Here is a 14,622-nt window from a genome sequence, read left to right on the forward strand (position 1 = left end):
GGGTAGAGCAGAGTTATGAAACCACACAACGTGCTGATGCGTTGGCGCGTATTCATCGAGCCGCAGGTTATGGCGGTTTTATCCATAACTTCAAAAACTACGTCCTGCGACAAGATCCTGCATACCTTAAGCGACTTGTAATCGATAGCGCCGAAATTCACAGTGCATTAAAGGCGTACCGCTTACTAACGTTGAGCCGCGAAGAAAAGTCCGCACTTGCTGAAATTCATAAGACCTTTTATACCTATCTTGATGCCGTGGAGCTGGCTGAGGCAGGTGTGCGGAATCAACTTATCTCCACCGAACTGGACCGGCGAATACTGATCAGTGACCAAGCGGCGATTGATGCTCTGGCGGTTTTAAAAAGTGCTCATGAGCAATATGACCGTGAGACCAATCAACGGATGCAATCTGAATTCGATTTTCTCATCAATATGTTATTGATTGGTTTGTTGGCAGTGCCATTGATTGGATTCTGGGCGCATCGCCACATGGGATTGTTGGAACGGCTGGCCGAATCTATGCTTGCCCGAAATGAGATGCAGCGAATGCTGGCGAGATCGGAAGAAGAGACGGGAGAGGCGCTAAAACGTAGTGAAGCCTATAAACATCTGGCTTATCGCTGTGCGCTCACTCAGATTCCCAACCGACAGGCATTTAACGAGGCGGCAGCAAAGGCGCTGGTTTCCGCGCGGGATCAACAGGAAAAGCTAGCTGTACTCTATGTTGATGTTGATGATTTTAAGGGCATTAATGATCGTTATGGCCATAAAGCGGGTGATCAGGTGCTAACTGAAATCGCAGGGCGTCTTGATCGGGTGTTACGCGATGACGATCTGGTTGCCAGAATTGGTGGCGACGAGTTTGCAATTCTTATCTTTGGTCGCGATGTCTTAAAAGCTAAAGAGCAATTGGCAGATCGTATTTTGGATGTGTTACGTAAACCTTTTGATGAAATCGAGCGGGGCTTGCGAGTGAGCTGCTCAGTGGGTGGTGCTATCGCACCAGATCAGGGGGATGATGTGGATGCCTTACTGAAGGCTGCCGATACTCGTATGTATGTGGTGAAAAAAAGCGGGAAAGATGGTGCAATGATTGGCTGAAACAGGTTCGGCTAGTGTGCGTTATCCCGTGTATCGTTATGCTGTTTCAGTTTGGTCAGCAGATGATTGGATTGTTTCTCAAACAGCGTTTGATAGCGCTTTTCAACTTTGTGAATCAGTACCTTATCTTCATCTTCTCTGCGGATGTCAGCATCTTTCAGCAGCGCCTGTTTAATATCGGGAGCTTCTGTAAGAGCGGTATGACTGATCAGTTCATTGCTCTGGGTCGTCCGGGTCAGGAAACGGGCTTCCTCCTGCAGAATCTGAGGTTTGCCGCGGTGACCGCGCACCAGTGCTATATGCAGGTTCAGAACCGGTTTAAACTGGCCAATACGTTGTTGGTTAAAGCCTTTATATAGCAAAACAAATAGCAGCCCTGAGCAGAGTGCGTTTACGCCATGGACATCGTCTTCCAGAGGTTCAGAGAATAGAACCTGCATGTCCCCGTTTGGATTAATCTCAAGCTGGCCGCTGTAGATGTGTGCCACCTGGTTTGCCAACTGGTGATAGATCTTTAAGAGCTCTTCGCGCTCGATCGCATCGGCATACTCCGTATGCGCAGATGTGGCATCGATGTAAAGCATGTAAGCCGCATTCTCTGCGGTAAGCATCAGTTCCATTTCGTGTTCAAAACTATAAAGATCCAGCTGTTCCTCATCTCTTCCGCGTTTTAGCAGCGGGTTTTCCTTCGCCTGTTTTGCGGTGAGTGGCTGCTCTTCCAGTTCGATCGTTGTTTCTGTCAGAGTGGTGTCAGGCTCGTTTAAAGCGGCTGCAATATCTGCTTCAGCGTTATCGCTCTCAACGGATATGTCAGGTTCTGGCGATGTTTCGACAAGAGGGTCTGGACCTGTTGGGCCAATTGAGGGCGGAGTGTTATTGTCCACAGGGACGGTGTCGGTGGATGCCGGGATCGCCCGCGCCAGTGTTTGCGAGAAATCATCTGTTGGTATTTGGCTTTCCGTTGCGTCGGCCGCTCGGCAGCGGTACCAGAGTACGATGGCGGTGAGGCTTCCGCTAAGCAGGACAAAGAGCATCGTCAGCAGGAGTTGCTTATGCAGTGCCTGCTGCAGAGTGCTCGGGTTTAACCACAGTGTCAGCGTACCGATCTGGCGTTCGTGCTGCATCATTCGGCGTTGTACGTGAATACCTTCATTGTTTCCTGAGCGCGCGATGACCTGTTCACGCGCATCCGAGAGCTGCATACCCGATACATAATCAAGCTCGACCAGTTCTTTCAGCAGATGGTTAGCGCTGATTCGATCATCGGCCAGAATCAGGGGGCGGATCAGGAACGTCGTTTGCTTGGCCAGCGAATGGCCGAGACGACGGGTTTCCGCGTCAGCTTGTTGGCTGGCGGCAAACCATAAATAACTCCCCGCCAGCAGTACGCTACCCAGGAAAACCAAGGCAGCCATCAAAGACAGGGATTTATTTGAAAATAGGGCGGGGCGGTTATCCGTGCTCACGTTTATATAGCTTAAATCAGATACTTAAAGTCTAAATATAGAAGAGGTTAGGCCACCGCGGGTGACAAACGTTCAATGATAGCAGGAGATTTCAGGAATGGTTAATCGAATTCAGCGAAGTGTGACCATGACCGGAGACAATGACGGCGCTATAATGGGTCGATCACTGATCGGGAAGACGACTTCATGAACGTAGAAGAGTACATGATTGAGCTGGGCCAGCAGGCACGAGATGCTGCCCGGTTGATAGCTAAAGCAGCTACAGGCACAAAAAACGAAGCATTGCTGGCGATGGCGGATGCCATCGATAATAGCCGCGATGCATTGCAATCGGCTAACCAGAAAGATCTGGATAACGGTCGCGCTAATGGTTTGGACGATGCGATGCTGGATCGTCTGGAACTGACGCCTGCGCGTATCGATACAATGATCGAAGGTTTGCGCCAGGTTGCCGGTCTGCCTGACCCCGTGGGTGCCATTACTGATTTGAAGTACCGACCGACCGGTATTCAGGTTGGTAAGATGCGTGTACCGCTGGGGGTGATTGGTATCATCTATGAATCCCGTCCGAACGTTACGGTTGAGGCGGCGAGTCTGTGCCTGAAATCCGGTAATGCGACTATCTTGCGCGGTGGCTCTGAAGCGATTAATTCGAATCAGGCCGTTGCTGAATGCATTAAAACCGGTTTAGCCGCAGTGGGTTTGCCGGAAACCGCTGTACAGGTTGTAGAAACGACCGATCGTGCCGCGGTGGGGCAGATGATTACCATGCCTGAATACGTGGATGTGATCGTGCCGCGCGGTGGTAAAGGCTTGATCGAACGTATCAGTGCTGACGCCAAAGTGACGGTGATTAAACATCTGGATGGTATCTGCCACGTCTATATCGACAGTGATGCGGATAAGGCCAAAGCGGTGAATGTTGCGATCAACGCAAAAACACATCGCTACGGCACCTGCAACACGATGGAAACACTGTTAGTAAACCGAACGGTTGCGGCAGATGTTCTGCCCGAACTGGCCGAGCGTTATCAGGCTATTGGTGTTGAATTGCGCGGCTGTGATGTCACCCGCGAACTGTTGCCGTATATCAATGAAGCCACGGAAGAGGATTGGTCAACTGAATACCTGGCGCCAATCTTGTCGATAAAGCTGGTGGACGATATGGCGGAAGCAATTCGCCACATCAACAAGTATGGCTCGCACCATACTGACTCGATCATTACTGAAAACTACACTAAGTCCCGGGCATTTTTGCTGGAAGTGGATTCAAGTTCTGTCATGGTGAATGCGTCGACGCGCTTTGCCGATGGTTTTGAATACGGCCTGGGTGCCGAGATCGGTATCTCTACCGATAAGATCCATGCGCGTGGCCCGGTTGGGCTGGATGGCCTGACATCTGAAAAGTACGTCGTTTTGGGTGACGGTCATATCCGTAACTAAGTGGAGCTATCGGTGAACGAGGCTTTTGTATTTATGGGGGGGACCTTTGATCCCATTCATAATGGCCACTTGCGGACCGCGTTAGAGATTCAGCAATGGCTGGGGGTTCCTCAAGTCAGCCTGATTCCGTCAAAGCAACCCGTGCATCGTGATGCGCCGGGTTGTACATCGGAGCAGCGACTGGCCATGGTAGAAGCTGCCGTGTTGCCTGAACCTGCTTTGCGGGCTGATGCCCGTGAAGTTGCGTCGGATAAGCCTTCCTATACGTTACTGACCTTACAAGGATTGCGTGAGGAGTTGGGCGAGCATCATCCCATTTGTATGGTGATGGGTATGGATGCTTACCTGACGCTGCCAAAGTGGCACCAGTGGCAGGATTTTCTGGGCTATGCGCACATTATCGTCGTGGCGCGTCCTGGATATCATTTTGAACCAGACGAAATCATGCAACGTTTTACCTGTGCCAACCGTGTAACGGATAAGGCTGAGTTGCTGAGTAAACCGGCAGGTCATGTCCTGATCCATGAAATGACCCCTCTGGGTATTTCAGCCACTCAGGTTCGTAAGCTGGTGACGCGCGGCGATTCGCCCCGCTACCTGCTCCCTGATCCGGTCTGGGCATATATAAAAGATCATAACCTTTACGGTTATCTAACCAATTGAATTGAGACAAATGCAGACAGAAAAACTGATCGAACTGGTTACCGGCTTTCTAGAAGACATGAAAGCCAAAGATATCACTCTGCTGGATGTGCGTGGTAAGTCGACAATTACCGATTACATGTTGATCGCGAGCGGAACCTCTTCCCGTCATGTGGTCTCAACTGCTCAGGATGTGGCAGAGAAGGTTAAAAAGTTGGGTTTACAGCCGATGGGTGTTGAAGGTCAGCAAACCGGTGACTGGATCTTAGTTGATCTGGGCGATCTGGTGGTGCATGTCATGATGCCTGACGCACGTAGCTTCTACGATCTCGAACGCCTGTGGAGTATCGACGAGACCGAGAGCGAGGCTAAGTAACCCCGATGAAAGTGCGCCTGATCGCCATTGGCGGCAAGATGCCACGCTGGGTAACCGAAGGTTATAGTGAATATGCCAAACGGTTACCACAGGAGATGCAGCTGGAGCTCGTTGAGTTACCCCTGGGCCATCGCGGTAAAAACAGCGACCTGGCCCGGGCCAAGAAGCTTGAGGGTGATCAGATGCTGGCAGCGATTCCAAAAGGAGATCGGGTTATCGCACTGGAAGTAGGCGGTAAAAACTGGTCCACCGAACATTTGGCCGATCAGCTTGAAACCTGGCGCATGGATGGGCGTAATGTTTCTCTGTTGGTCGGTGGTCCGGATGGCTTGGATAGCCGTTGTGTTGCCCTGGCTGACCAGAAATGGTCCCTTTCTGCCCTGACCCTGCCCCATCCGCTGGTGCGGGTGTTGTTGGCTGAGCAGCTTTATCGCGCCTGGACAGTGATCCAGGGCCACCCCTATCACAAATAGGGGCTTGGATGAGTCCTTCACGTTTTAAAGATCACCACCGGGAAAGCCGGACCTTTCAGGTCCGAGCAGTGATCGCCTTTATCTTGGTGATCATTGCGCTGTTCGGATTGGTGTCTCGCTTTTACTTTCTGCAGGTGACGGAGCATGACCGTTTTACTGCGCTATCAGATAAAAACCGTATTCAACTGCAGCCGGTCGCGCCGACACGAGGCCTGATCTATGACCGTAATGGCGTGTTGTTAGCGGATAATCAGCCCAGCTACAGCGTGACATTGCTGAAAGAAGAACTTCAGGATCTCGACGGAACATTGCTGCGCCTGCAAGAACTCATACCGATTACTGATCGTCAGATTGAGCGTTTTCGAAAACGCTTCAAACAGCGTCGTCGTCCCTTCGAATCCGTGCCGCTGCGCTTTCGCCTGACTGAAGAGGAGATCGCTCGCATTTCGGTCAACTATCACCGTTTACCGGGGGTGCGGGTTGAGGCTGATCTGATCCGTTACTATCCCTACGGCTCATCACTCGTACATGCGCTGGGATATGTTGGACGAATTAACGAGCGAGAGCTGCAGAAGGTTGATGAAACTAACTATTCTGCCACGCACTACATCGGAAAATTAGGTGTCGAAAAATATTACGAAGCCGAGCTTCATGGTGATGTGGGCTTCCAGAAAGTGGAGACCAATGCCCGCGGCCGGATTATGCGTGTCGTTGAGCGTAGTGACCCGGTGCCGGGTAAAGATCTGGTGATGAGCCTCGACCTGAAACTTCAGCAAGTGACCGAGAAATTACTGGAAGGACGTCGGGCCGCAGTGGTTGCGATTGATCCAAATGATGGTGGCATTCTTGCATTGGTATCGACACCCGGATACGACCCAAACCTCTTTGTAACAGGGATCTCGAATAAGGATTACGGTGCACTGCGTGAATCAGATGACCTGCCGTTGTTTAACCGCGCATTGCGTGGACGTTATCCACCGGGGTCCACTGTCAAACCGATCATCGCGCTTGCGGCCATTGATTCTGAGTCGGTCTCTCCCGCGTTCAGGGTCAGCGATCCTGGCTGGTTTACTCTGACCAAAGGCGGGCGAAAATACCGGGACTGGAAACGCGGTGGTCACGGCACCGTGGGTCTTAATCTGGCGCTGGCTCAGTCCTGTGATGTTTGGTTTTATTCTGCGGGTCACAAAATGGGCATTGATCCGATGTCGGAATATCTGGGCTATTTCGGATTCGGTTCTATCGAAAGCCTCGACCTGCCCGAAGCCACGCGCGGTATTCTTCCTTCACGGGAGTGGAAGCGCAATAGCCGCCGCTTGCCTTGGTATCCGGGGGATTCACTGAACCTGAGTATCGGACAGGGCTTCCTGCTGGCGACGCCCCTGCAGCTCGCGACCGCTACCGCGGTTATCGCTAATCGGGGGCGTTGGGTACAGCCACGTATGCTGAAGGGGCTGTATCAGGTTGATGAAGAAGCAGGCTTTACAGCGACCGACCTGAACCACGACTACGGTCGCGAGAAACCGGATGACGTGGCACTCAAACACCCTGAATACTGGGATAACATTATTCAGGGCATGGTGGATGTCGTGCATGGCCCTAGAGGGACCGCCCGTCGTTCCGCGCAAGGCGCTAAATACCGTTTTGCAGGAAAAACCGGTACGGCTCAGGTTGTCGGTATCAAACAGGATGAAGAGTACGATGCGGAAAAACTGGCGGAACGTTTGCGTGATCACGCGCTGTTCGTAGCGTTTGCGCCGGTTGAAAACCCCCAGATTGCGGTGGCGGTGATTGTTGAAAACGGAGGTGGTGGTTCTACGACTGCTGCACCGATTGCCCGTAAAGTGATGGATGCCTATTTGGTGGGTGAAGACGCTGTTAAAGAAACTGAACTTGAGAGTTTGATGGGTTATGAGCACGACTGAATTCCGCCGCCATATGCCAGAAGCGAGTGATTCGTTGCGTCGGCGTCGTTCGCTCTGGAGTTATACCAAGCTTGACCCGATTATGCTGATGTTGCTGATCACGCTCTGCTCCTTTGGCCTGTTTGTGTTGTACAGCGCTTCTGGTCAGGATACGGCCTACGTCCAGCGACAGGCGATTCGCATGGGCGCGGGATTTGGCGCGATGATTGTTCTGGCTCAGCTTGATCCCCGGTTTTTCGGGCGTTGGGCCCCCTGGTTGTATGCCTTGGGCGTGTTGCTGCTGATCGGTGTCATTTTATTTGGAGTGGGGGCAAAAGGGGCCCAGCGCTGGATTCAGCTGCCAGGCTTTCGTTTTCAGCCATCTGAAATTATGAAACTGGTTTTGCCCCTGATGGTGGCGCAGTATTTAGCTGTTAGGGCCTTACCTCCGGGCTTAAAGCATACCTTTGTAGCGCTGGTGTTGATTGGTGTGCCAACCGTGTTAATCATGAAGCAGCCGGACTTGGGGACCTCGTTGCTGATTGCTGCGTCCGGTGTTTTTGTGCTGTTATTCAGCGGTATTAAGTGGCGCTATGTATTTGGTGCACTGGCGGTGGCTGGCGCGGCACTTCCCGGCTTGTGGATGGTCATGAAAGAGTACCAGAAGCAGCGTGTACTGACGTTCCTGGACCCGGAGAGTGATCCCTTAGGTTCTGGCTGGAATATTATTCAGTCAAAAACTGCGATCGGTTCTGGCGGTGTAACCGGCAAAGGCTGGCTCTCCGGTACACAGTCACAGTTAGATTTTCTTCCAGAATCACACACCGATTTTATTATTGCCGTCATTGCAGAAGAGATGGGGATGGTTGGCGTTTTGATGCTGCTCGTACTCTATGCTGCGATAATCGGACGTGGGTTATGGATGGCAGCAAATGTTCAGCACAGTTTTGGGCGTTTGGTGGCAGGGAGTGTTACCCTCACATTTTTCGTCTATGTTTTTGTCAACATGGGCATGGTTAGCGGTATTTTGCCGGTGGTAGGAGTACCTCTGCCGCTGGTAAGCTACGGCGGAACGTCCATCGTTACGCTGATGGCGGGATTTGGTTTGTTGATGTCAGTGCATAGCCATAAAACTATGATGTTGCGGTAATTCAGGGGACAAAACGGAATGAAACGGGTAAAAAAACATCTCGTATCTGCAATCTTAGGCAGTGCAGTACTTCTGCAGGCCGGTTGTGCTGTTTCTGCGGCGAAACCCGCTAACTATGCATTGCATCCAGAGACCGAGCCATTTATAGAGGAGATGGCAAAGGAAGGTTTTGCCGAGGATGAGCTACGTGCGGTGCTCGCGCAAGCGACACGGCAGGAGTCGATCCTAAAAGCGATCTCACGTCCGGCGGAAAAACGTCTGACATGGGGGGAATACCGCAATATCTTTATCCAGCAAAAGCGTATTGATCGGGGCGTTACATTTTGGCAGGAAAACGCTGAGGCTTTGCAGCGGGCAGAGCAACAATACGGTGTTCCCGCAGAATATATCGTCGCAATCATCGGTGTTGAGACCCACTACGGCCGTATTATGGGTAAGTATCGCGTGGTGGATGCGTTGACCACGCTGGGTTTTGATTATCCTAAACGCGCTAAGTTTTTCCGCGGTCAGCTGAAAGAGTATTTTCATATGGCTAAAGAGGAAAATATTGATCCGCTCAGCCTGAAAGGCTCTTATGCCGGCGCGATGGGATTCGGGCAATTTATTCCTTCCAGTTTCCGTAACTATGCGGTTGATTTTGACGGTGACGGTCAGCGAAATATCTGGACGAACAAGACCGACGCCATTGGCAGTGTTGCCAACTATTTTGCCCGCCATGGCTGGCAGAAAGATGGTGCGGTTGTGAGTGGTGTTCAGGTCGGCGGGAGCGCTGACGAGAGCTGGTTCAATGATGGACTTAAACCGAAGTTAACCCTGGCTGACTGGTCTAAGCGTGGGGTCAGTGCAGAGCGCACGCTACAGGCTGATCAGCCCGCAACGCTGATGCGCTTGGAAACTGATGGTCAGTTCCAGGATCTGCTGGGATTACATAATTTTTACGTGATTACCCGTTATAACCACAGTCGTTTGTATGCGATGGCTGTGCATGAACTGAGTCAGGCGGTGAAGGTAGAGTACGGGAAACCTAAGTCATGAAGCGGATTTTAATCCTGCTGCCATTGATTCTGCTGGTGGGATGTTCCTCCGGCGGAGGCGGTCGCTACTCTATCAAGCAGGATCATGGTCCTTCGCAGGCGGTTGATGTGTCGCATGTGAAGGATGCCGTACCTCGGGCAGAACCTAAAAGCCGTGGCGGGAACAAAAGCCCCTACGTCGTGTTTGGCAAACGCTACTACATTCTGGACAGTGCCCAAGGCTATAAGCAGCGTGGCGGTGCGTCGTGGTACGGTAAGAAATTTCATGGGCACGCCACCTCGAATGGTGAAAAGTACGATATGTACGCGATGACCGCGGCACATAAAAGCTTACCTATTCCCACCTATGTTCGGGTGACAAACCTAAAAAATGGCCGTCAGGTCATCGTTCGGGTGAATGACCGGGGCCCGTTTCATCAAGGGCGTATTATTGATCTGTCCTATGCCGCGGCATCCAAGCTTGATATGTTGCGAAGCGGGACAGCGCAAGTTGAGGTCGAAGCCATTGATCCACGCAGTTGGCAGCGTTCTTCCTCGGTGATCGCCGCGGCACCCCCCGTGTTACCTGTGCGTTCTGCACCAAACGTTCGCGTCCCTGTGCGAGCAACTACTGCGGAAGCATCGAAGCCCGTTGGGGTGAGCGGCAGCTACTTGCAGGTAGGGGCTTATAGCAACCGTATCGCTGCTGAGAGAGTAACGGCGACAGTGCGGGCACTAACCGGGCAAAAGGTTGTCATACGCAACCTTGATCGTGGTGATCGGGTGCTATACCGGGTGCAAGTAGGTCCGGTCAGTTCAGACACTCAGGTCCGTGATCTCATCGGTCAGTTGGAGAGATCCGGATATCCGGATACCCATCTGGTGGACTTAGATTGAGGGGTTCAGTACAGTTGTGCACGATTGTGCATCGTCTGTAATGTTCATTTCCCAATTCAGCTTTTTATATTTGGATACACATGTTTAAAGCCAAATTTCGACTTATCTTCTTAATGTTTCTGAGTTTGTGTGCGGTGAGCGTGCAAGCAGCTTCCCTGATTCCGGCAGCACCGCAGATTGCGGCTAGAGCCTATGTCGTGATGGATGCGGATACGGGCAAAGTGATCGCGGCAAAAAACGAGGACACTGCGTTTCCGCCGGCGAGCCTGACAAAGCTGATGACCAGTTATGTTCTGGCGTATGAATTGGGTAAAGGCAACATCAGTAAACAGGATCTGGTACTGGTCAGCGAAAAGGCATGGCGTACACCTGGCTCTCGCATGTTTATTCGCGAGGGTACCCAAGTTCGACTGGAAGATTTGATGAAAGGCATCGTCATTCAATCGGGTAACGATGCCTCGGTCGCAGTGGCGGAACATATTGCGGGTAGTGAACGTGCGTTTGCGGATCTGATGAATCAGCACGCGGACCTGCTGGGCATGAAGACCTCGAACTTCCTTAATGCCACCGGTTTGCCGAACGATGCTCATGTATCTTCTGCAATGGATATGGCGCAATTGGCTCGGGCCATTATTCAGAGTTATCCGCAGCATTACGGCGTCTACTCCGAGAAGTACTTTACTTATAACAAGATTCGTCAGCCCAACCGCAACAAGCTGTTATGGCGTGATAAAACCGTGGACGGTCTGAAAACCGGCCATACTGATGCGGCGGGTTATTGCCTGGTGGCATCGGCAAAGCGTGAAGGTATGCGCCTGATCTCTGTGGTGATGGGCACGCGCAGCGAAGAGGCCCGTGCGCAGGAAAGTCAGAAACTGCTGTCGTATGGGTTCCGTTACTATCGGACACATCAACTCTATAATGCCAATGAAGCCCTGAACAGTGCTACGGTTTGGTCGGGTGTGCAGGATCAGCTGAAGGTGGGTTTATCTGATCCACTGGCCGTCACGATTCCTCGGGGTCAGGTTGATCAGTTGGAAGCCGTGATGGATATTGATAAAGTTATCAAGGCGCCAGTCGTGAAAGGCGAGGTTTACGGCAACGTAAACATTCTGCTCAATGGTGAACTGGTACGCGAAGTGCCACTGGTTGCCTTGGAAGATATTCCGGAAGCCGGTCTGCTGAAACGTATTTGGCATGCCATTATGTTGTTCTTTGTTGGCTTGATTGGCTAAACACTTTTAGGTTAAGCAGGGATGCCCGCATCTGAAAAGATGTGGGCATTTGCGTTTATAGACTATGAATATCGTATACCTGAACGGCGAGTACCTACCGGCTGATCAAGCTCAGATTTCGGTGTTTGATCGTGGATTCCTCTTTGGTGATAGCGTATACGAGGTGATCCCGTTTTATCAGGGTGTGGGTTTTCGACTTACGGAGCATCTGGCACGACTGGAATACAGCTTACGTGCCTTACAGATTCAAACCGTTCAAGACTGGGAAGCGATACTGAACCTGCTGGTCAGTCAAAATGGCGGCGGTAATCTTTCTGTTTATCTGCAGGTAACCCGCGGAGCTGCAGATAGTCGCAGTCATCGATACGGTGATGATCTGTCGCCGACGGTATTTGCCTGCTGTACGCCGATCAAGGACATATATACAGCAGGTCCAGACGACATTGTGCCGATGAAGGTAATCGTCACCGCCGATCTGCGTTGGCATCGCTGTGATGTGAAGTCGACCTGTCTGTTGCCTAATATAATGGTGGTGCATCAAGCGCAAGCGCAGGATGCGGATGAAGCATTAATGATGCGAGACGGTAAGTTGACGGAAGGATCTTCCTGCAACGTCTTTATCGTACAGCAGGGTGTTATTTATACCCCAAAACGCGGTTCTGAGATTTTGGGCGGTACCACCCGCGAGTTAATTATGCAGTTGGCCGATGAACATGCGATTCCCTTGCAGGAAGTGGATATCGATTATGAAATGTTAAAAGCGGCTGATGAAGTGTGGATATCCAGCTCTACCCGCGGGGTAGTGCCGGTAATTGAAATTGACGGTGATCAGGTGGGTGATGGCGAGAAAGGCCCACTCTGGTTGGCTATGTTTGAACTGTTTATCCGTTATCAGCAAAAGCTGATGACTGGCGAGTAAAAGCGAAAAGAAAGATGAGTGATACAGAAGCGCCAAAAATCGAATTTCCATGTGAAAACTACCCTATTAAAGTGCTGGGCCGTGGTGGTGATAACTTTCAGAGTCTGGTGATCGAAGTCGTGCAGCTGCATGCTCCCGACTTGGATATCACGACTATCACAGTGCAAGACAGTAAAAAAGGTACCTTCCAGTCGGTCCGATTCAGCATTACAGCGACAGGCGAAGCTCAGCTCAGTGCGTTGCACAAAGCTTTGATGGATACCGGCCGTGTCACGATGGTGATGTGAATGAAAGTGAGCGATCAGGTTCTGGTTCGGCAGCTGGCGATTGAGCCTTATACCCCTACATGGGAGAAGATGCAGGCCTTTACTGATACCCGGGACGAAAATACCCGTGATGAAATCTGGTTGCTACAGCACGAACCGGTATTTACTCAAGGGCAGGCGGGAAAAGCAGAACATCTACTCTCCACGGGGGATATTCCTGTGGTGCAGGTGGATCGTGGCGGTCAGGTGACCTACCACGGCCCCGGGCAGCTGATTGTGTATCTGATGATCAATCTGCGGCGGCGCAAGCTTGGCGTGCGTGAGATGGTCGATATCATGGAACGCACATTGGTTGACCTGTTGGCTGATTATGGTGTTGATGCTTATGCCAAACCGGATGCACCTGGGGTGTACGTGGGGAATGCAAAAATCGCTTCTTTGGGGTTACGTGTGCGGCGTGGCTGTTCTTTCCATGGGCTGGCGCTGAACCTGAATATGGATATGGAGCCTTTTCTTCGGATTAACCCCTGTGGCTACGCGGGTATGCCGATGACGCAGCTCTCAGAGTTGACCGAAATGCCGGAATTGAAGGGCCTTATGCAAAAGCTGGTCGATCATTTGGTAGGCAAAATCGGGTATACTCACGTCTCTCATTCTGACGTTCTGGAATAAAAACTACATGGCTCGTGATACTGACAACATGACAACTTCCAACCCGAAACGCGCTGAACAGGGTGTTAAGTTGCGTGGTGCCGACAAGGTTGCCCGCATTCCGGTAAAGGTGATTCCAACAGCAAAAGATGAAATGCCGCGTAAGCCTGATTGGTTGCGTGTACGCATGGGATCCAATGCTGAAGTAAAACGGATCAAAGAGAAGCTGCGTAATCATAAGTTGTCCTCGGTATGTGAAGAAGCGAGCTGTCCCAACCTGGGTGAGTGTTTCAGCCACGGTACAGCAACGTTCATGATTATGGGGGATATCTGTACCCGTCGTTGTCCGTTCTGTGATGTGGCGCACGGTCGTCCTAACCCGCTGGCTGAAGATGAACCCCGTGAACTGGCCGAAGCAATCGCGGATATGGCGCTGCGGTACGTCGTGGTGACCTCCGTAGATCGGGATGATCTGCGTGACGGTGGTGCCCAGCACTTTGCGAACTGTGTCAGTGAGACGCGCTCACGCGTACCGAACATTCAGATTGAAACCTTAGTACCGGACTTTCGTGGTCGTATGGATATCGCCATTGATATCCTTACGCAGACCCCCCCTGATGTGTTCAACCACAACATGGAAACGGTACCCAGCTTGTATAAGAAAGTCCGTCCGGGTTCAGACTACGAGTGGTCTTTGCGATTGCTGAAGAAGTTTAAAGCGCAGAACCCCGATGTCCGGACTAAATCCGGGTTGATGGTTGGTATCGGAGAAACTAACGAAGAGATCATTCAGGTTATGCGTGATCTGCGTGCGCATGATGTGGATATGCTGACCATTGGTCAGTATCTGCAGCCTAGCCGGGATCACCTGAAGGTGGAGCGCTTCGTAACACCTGCAGAGTTTGATGAGTTTTCCCGTCTGGCCAAAGAGATGGGCTTCAAGCATGCTGCCTGTGGTCCATTGGTCCGTTCTTCTTACCATGCCGATCTGCAGGCGAAAGGAGAAGAGGTTAAGTAAGACCTCTCTTAGCAAGAATTCTTAAAAGGAGCCTGTCGGCTCCTTTTTTATTGTCCGTTATTCTGA

At 51.5% G+C, this 14,622-nt stretch carries 15 protein-coding genes; 14 read left to right on the plus strand and 1 reads right to left on the minus strand.

Going from position 1 to position 14,622, the window contains the following annotated elements; translation table 11 throughout:
* A partial coding sequence (locus ABYW01_RS04120; protein ID WP_372831260.1) for a diguanylate cyclase domain-containing protein occupies window positions 1-1,103 on the plus strand: 1,103 nt, incomplete at its 5' end.
* Window positions 1,104-1,114: 11 nt separating this feature from the next.
* On the opposite strand, the gene ABYW01_RS04125 is transcribed toward ABYW01_RS04120, so the two are convergent.
* Window positions 1,115-2,569, minus strand: coding sequence for a hypothetical protein (locus tag ABYW01_RS04125; RefSeq protein ID WP_372831261.1), 1,455 nt, complete (start codon window positions 2,567-2,569; stop codon window positions 1,115-1,117).
* 186 nt (window positions 2,570-2,755) lie between these two features.
* Here ABYW01_RS04125 and ABYW01_RS04130 point away from each other — a divergent pair, with 186 nt between their 5' ends.
* The 13 genes from ABYW01_RS04130 (at window position 2,756) to lipA (ending at window position 14,556) form a co-directional block, all read left to right on the plus strand.
* Window positions 2,756-4,012, plus strand: a complete 1,257-nt coding sequence (locus tag ABYW01_RS04130; protein WP_372831262.1) for a glutamate-5-semialdehyde dehydrogenase — start codon at window positions 2,756-2,758, stop codon at window positions 4,010-4,012.
* A gap of 12 nt (window positions 4,013-4,024) precedes the next feature.
* Window positions 4,025-4,675 (plus strand): nicotinate-nucleotide adenylyltransferase, encoded by a 651-nt coding sequence (nadD, locus tag ABYW01_RS04135; RefSeq protein ID WP_372831263.1) that lies wholly within the window; start codon window positions 4,025-4,027, stop codon window positions 4,673-4,675.
* A 10-nt stretch (window positions 4,676-4,685) separates the two neighbouring features.
* Complete coding sequence (gene rsfS / locus ABYW01_RS04140; protein ID WP_193951539.1) at window positions 4,686-5,030, plus strand: ribosome silencing factor; 345 nt, start codon at window positions 4,686-4,688, stop codon at window positions 5,028-5,030.
* Between the two features lie 5 nt (window positions 5,031-5,035).
* Window positions 5,036-5,503 (plus strand): 23S rRNA (pseudouridine(1915)-N(3))-methyltransferase RlmH, encoded by a 468-nt coding sequence (rlmH, locus tag ABYW01_RS04145; RefSeq protein WP_372831264.1) that lies wholly within the window; start codon window positions 5,036-5,038, stop codon window positions 5,501-5,503.
* An 8-nt stretch (window positions 5,504-5,511) separates the two neighbouring features.
* Window positions 5,512-7,428 (plus strand): penicillin-binding protein 2, encoded by a 1,917-nt coding sequence (gene mrdA, locus ABYW01_RS04150; protein ID WP_372831265.1) that lies wholly within the window; start codon window positions 5,512-5,514, stop codon window positions 7,426-7,428.
* Complete coding sequence (gene rodA / locus ABYW01_RS04155) at window positions 7,415-8,557, plus strand: rod shape-determining protein RodA (RefSeq protein ID WP_372831266.1); 1,143 nt, start codon at window positions 7,415-7,417, stop codon at window positions 8,555-8,557. Before mrdA ends, rodA begins: the two co-directional genes overlap by 14 nt.
* 18 nt (window positions 8,558-8,575) lie before the next feature.
* Window positions 8,576-9,592 (plus strand): lytic murein transglycosylase B, encoded by a 1,017-nt coding sequence (gene mltB / locus ABYW01_RS04160; RefSeq protein ID WP_372831267.1) that lies wholly within the window; start codon window positions 8,576-8,578, stop codon window positions 9,590-9,592.
* A complete protein-coding gene (locus tag ABYW01_RS04165) occupies window positions 9,589-10,467 on the plus strand; it encodes a septal ring lytic transglycosylase RlpA family protein (protein WP_372831268.1) in 879 nt (292 codons plus the stop codon). Before mltB ends, ABYW01_RS04165 begins: the two co-directional genes overlap by 4 nt.
* 68 nt (window positions 10,468-10,535) lie before the next feature.
* On the plus strand, window positions 10,536-11,702 hold the full coding sequence (locus ABYW01_RS04170) for a D-alanyl-D-alanine carboxypeptidase family protein (RefSeq protein WP_372831273.1): 1,167 nt from the start codon (window positions 10,536-10,538) through the stop codon (window positions 11,700-11,702).
* 64 nt (window positions 11,703-11,766) lie between these two features.
* On the plus strand, window positions 11,767-12,621 hold the full coding sequence (locus ABYW01_RS04175) for an aminotransferase class IV (protein ID WP_372831269.1): 855 nt from the start codon (window positions 11,767-11,769) through the stop codon (window positions 12,619-12,621).
* A 14-nt stretch (window positions 12,622-12,635) separates the two neighbouring features.
* Window positions 12,636-12,908, plus strand: a complete 273-nt coding sequence (locus tag ABYW01_RS04180) for a YbeD family protein (protein WP_372831270.1) — start codon at window positions 12,636-12,638, stop codon at window positions 12,906-12,908.
* Window positions 12,909-13,559, plus strand: a complete 651-nt coding sequence (lipB, locus tag ABYW01_RS04185; RefSeq protein ID WP_372831271.1) for a lipoyl(octanoyl) transferase LipB — start codon at window positions 12,909-12,911, stop codon at window positions 13,557-13,559.
* Window positions 13,560-13,566: 7 nt separating this feature from the next.
* Window positions 13,567-14,556 carry a lipoyl synthase gene (gene lipA, locus ABYW01_RS04190; RefSeq protein WP_372831272.1) on the plus strand — a complete coding sequence of 330 codons (990 nt, stop codon included), beginning with the start codon at window positions 13,567-13,569 and terminating at the stop codon, window positions 14,554-14,556.
* The last annotated feature ends 66 nt before the right edge of the window (window positions 14,557-14,622 follow it).

It is taken from the genome of Pontibacterium sp., from assembly GCF_041587635.1.
Lineage (GTDB): Bacteria > Pseudomonadota > Gammaproteobacteria > Pseudomonadales > Balneatricaceae > Pontibacterium.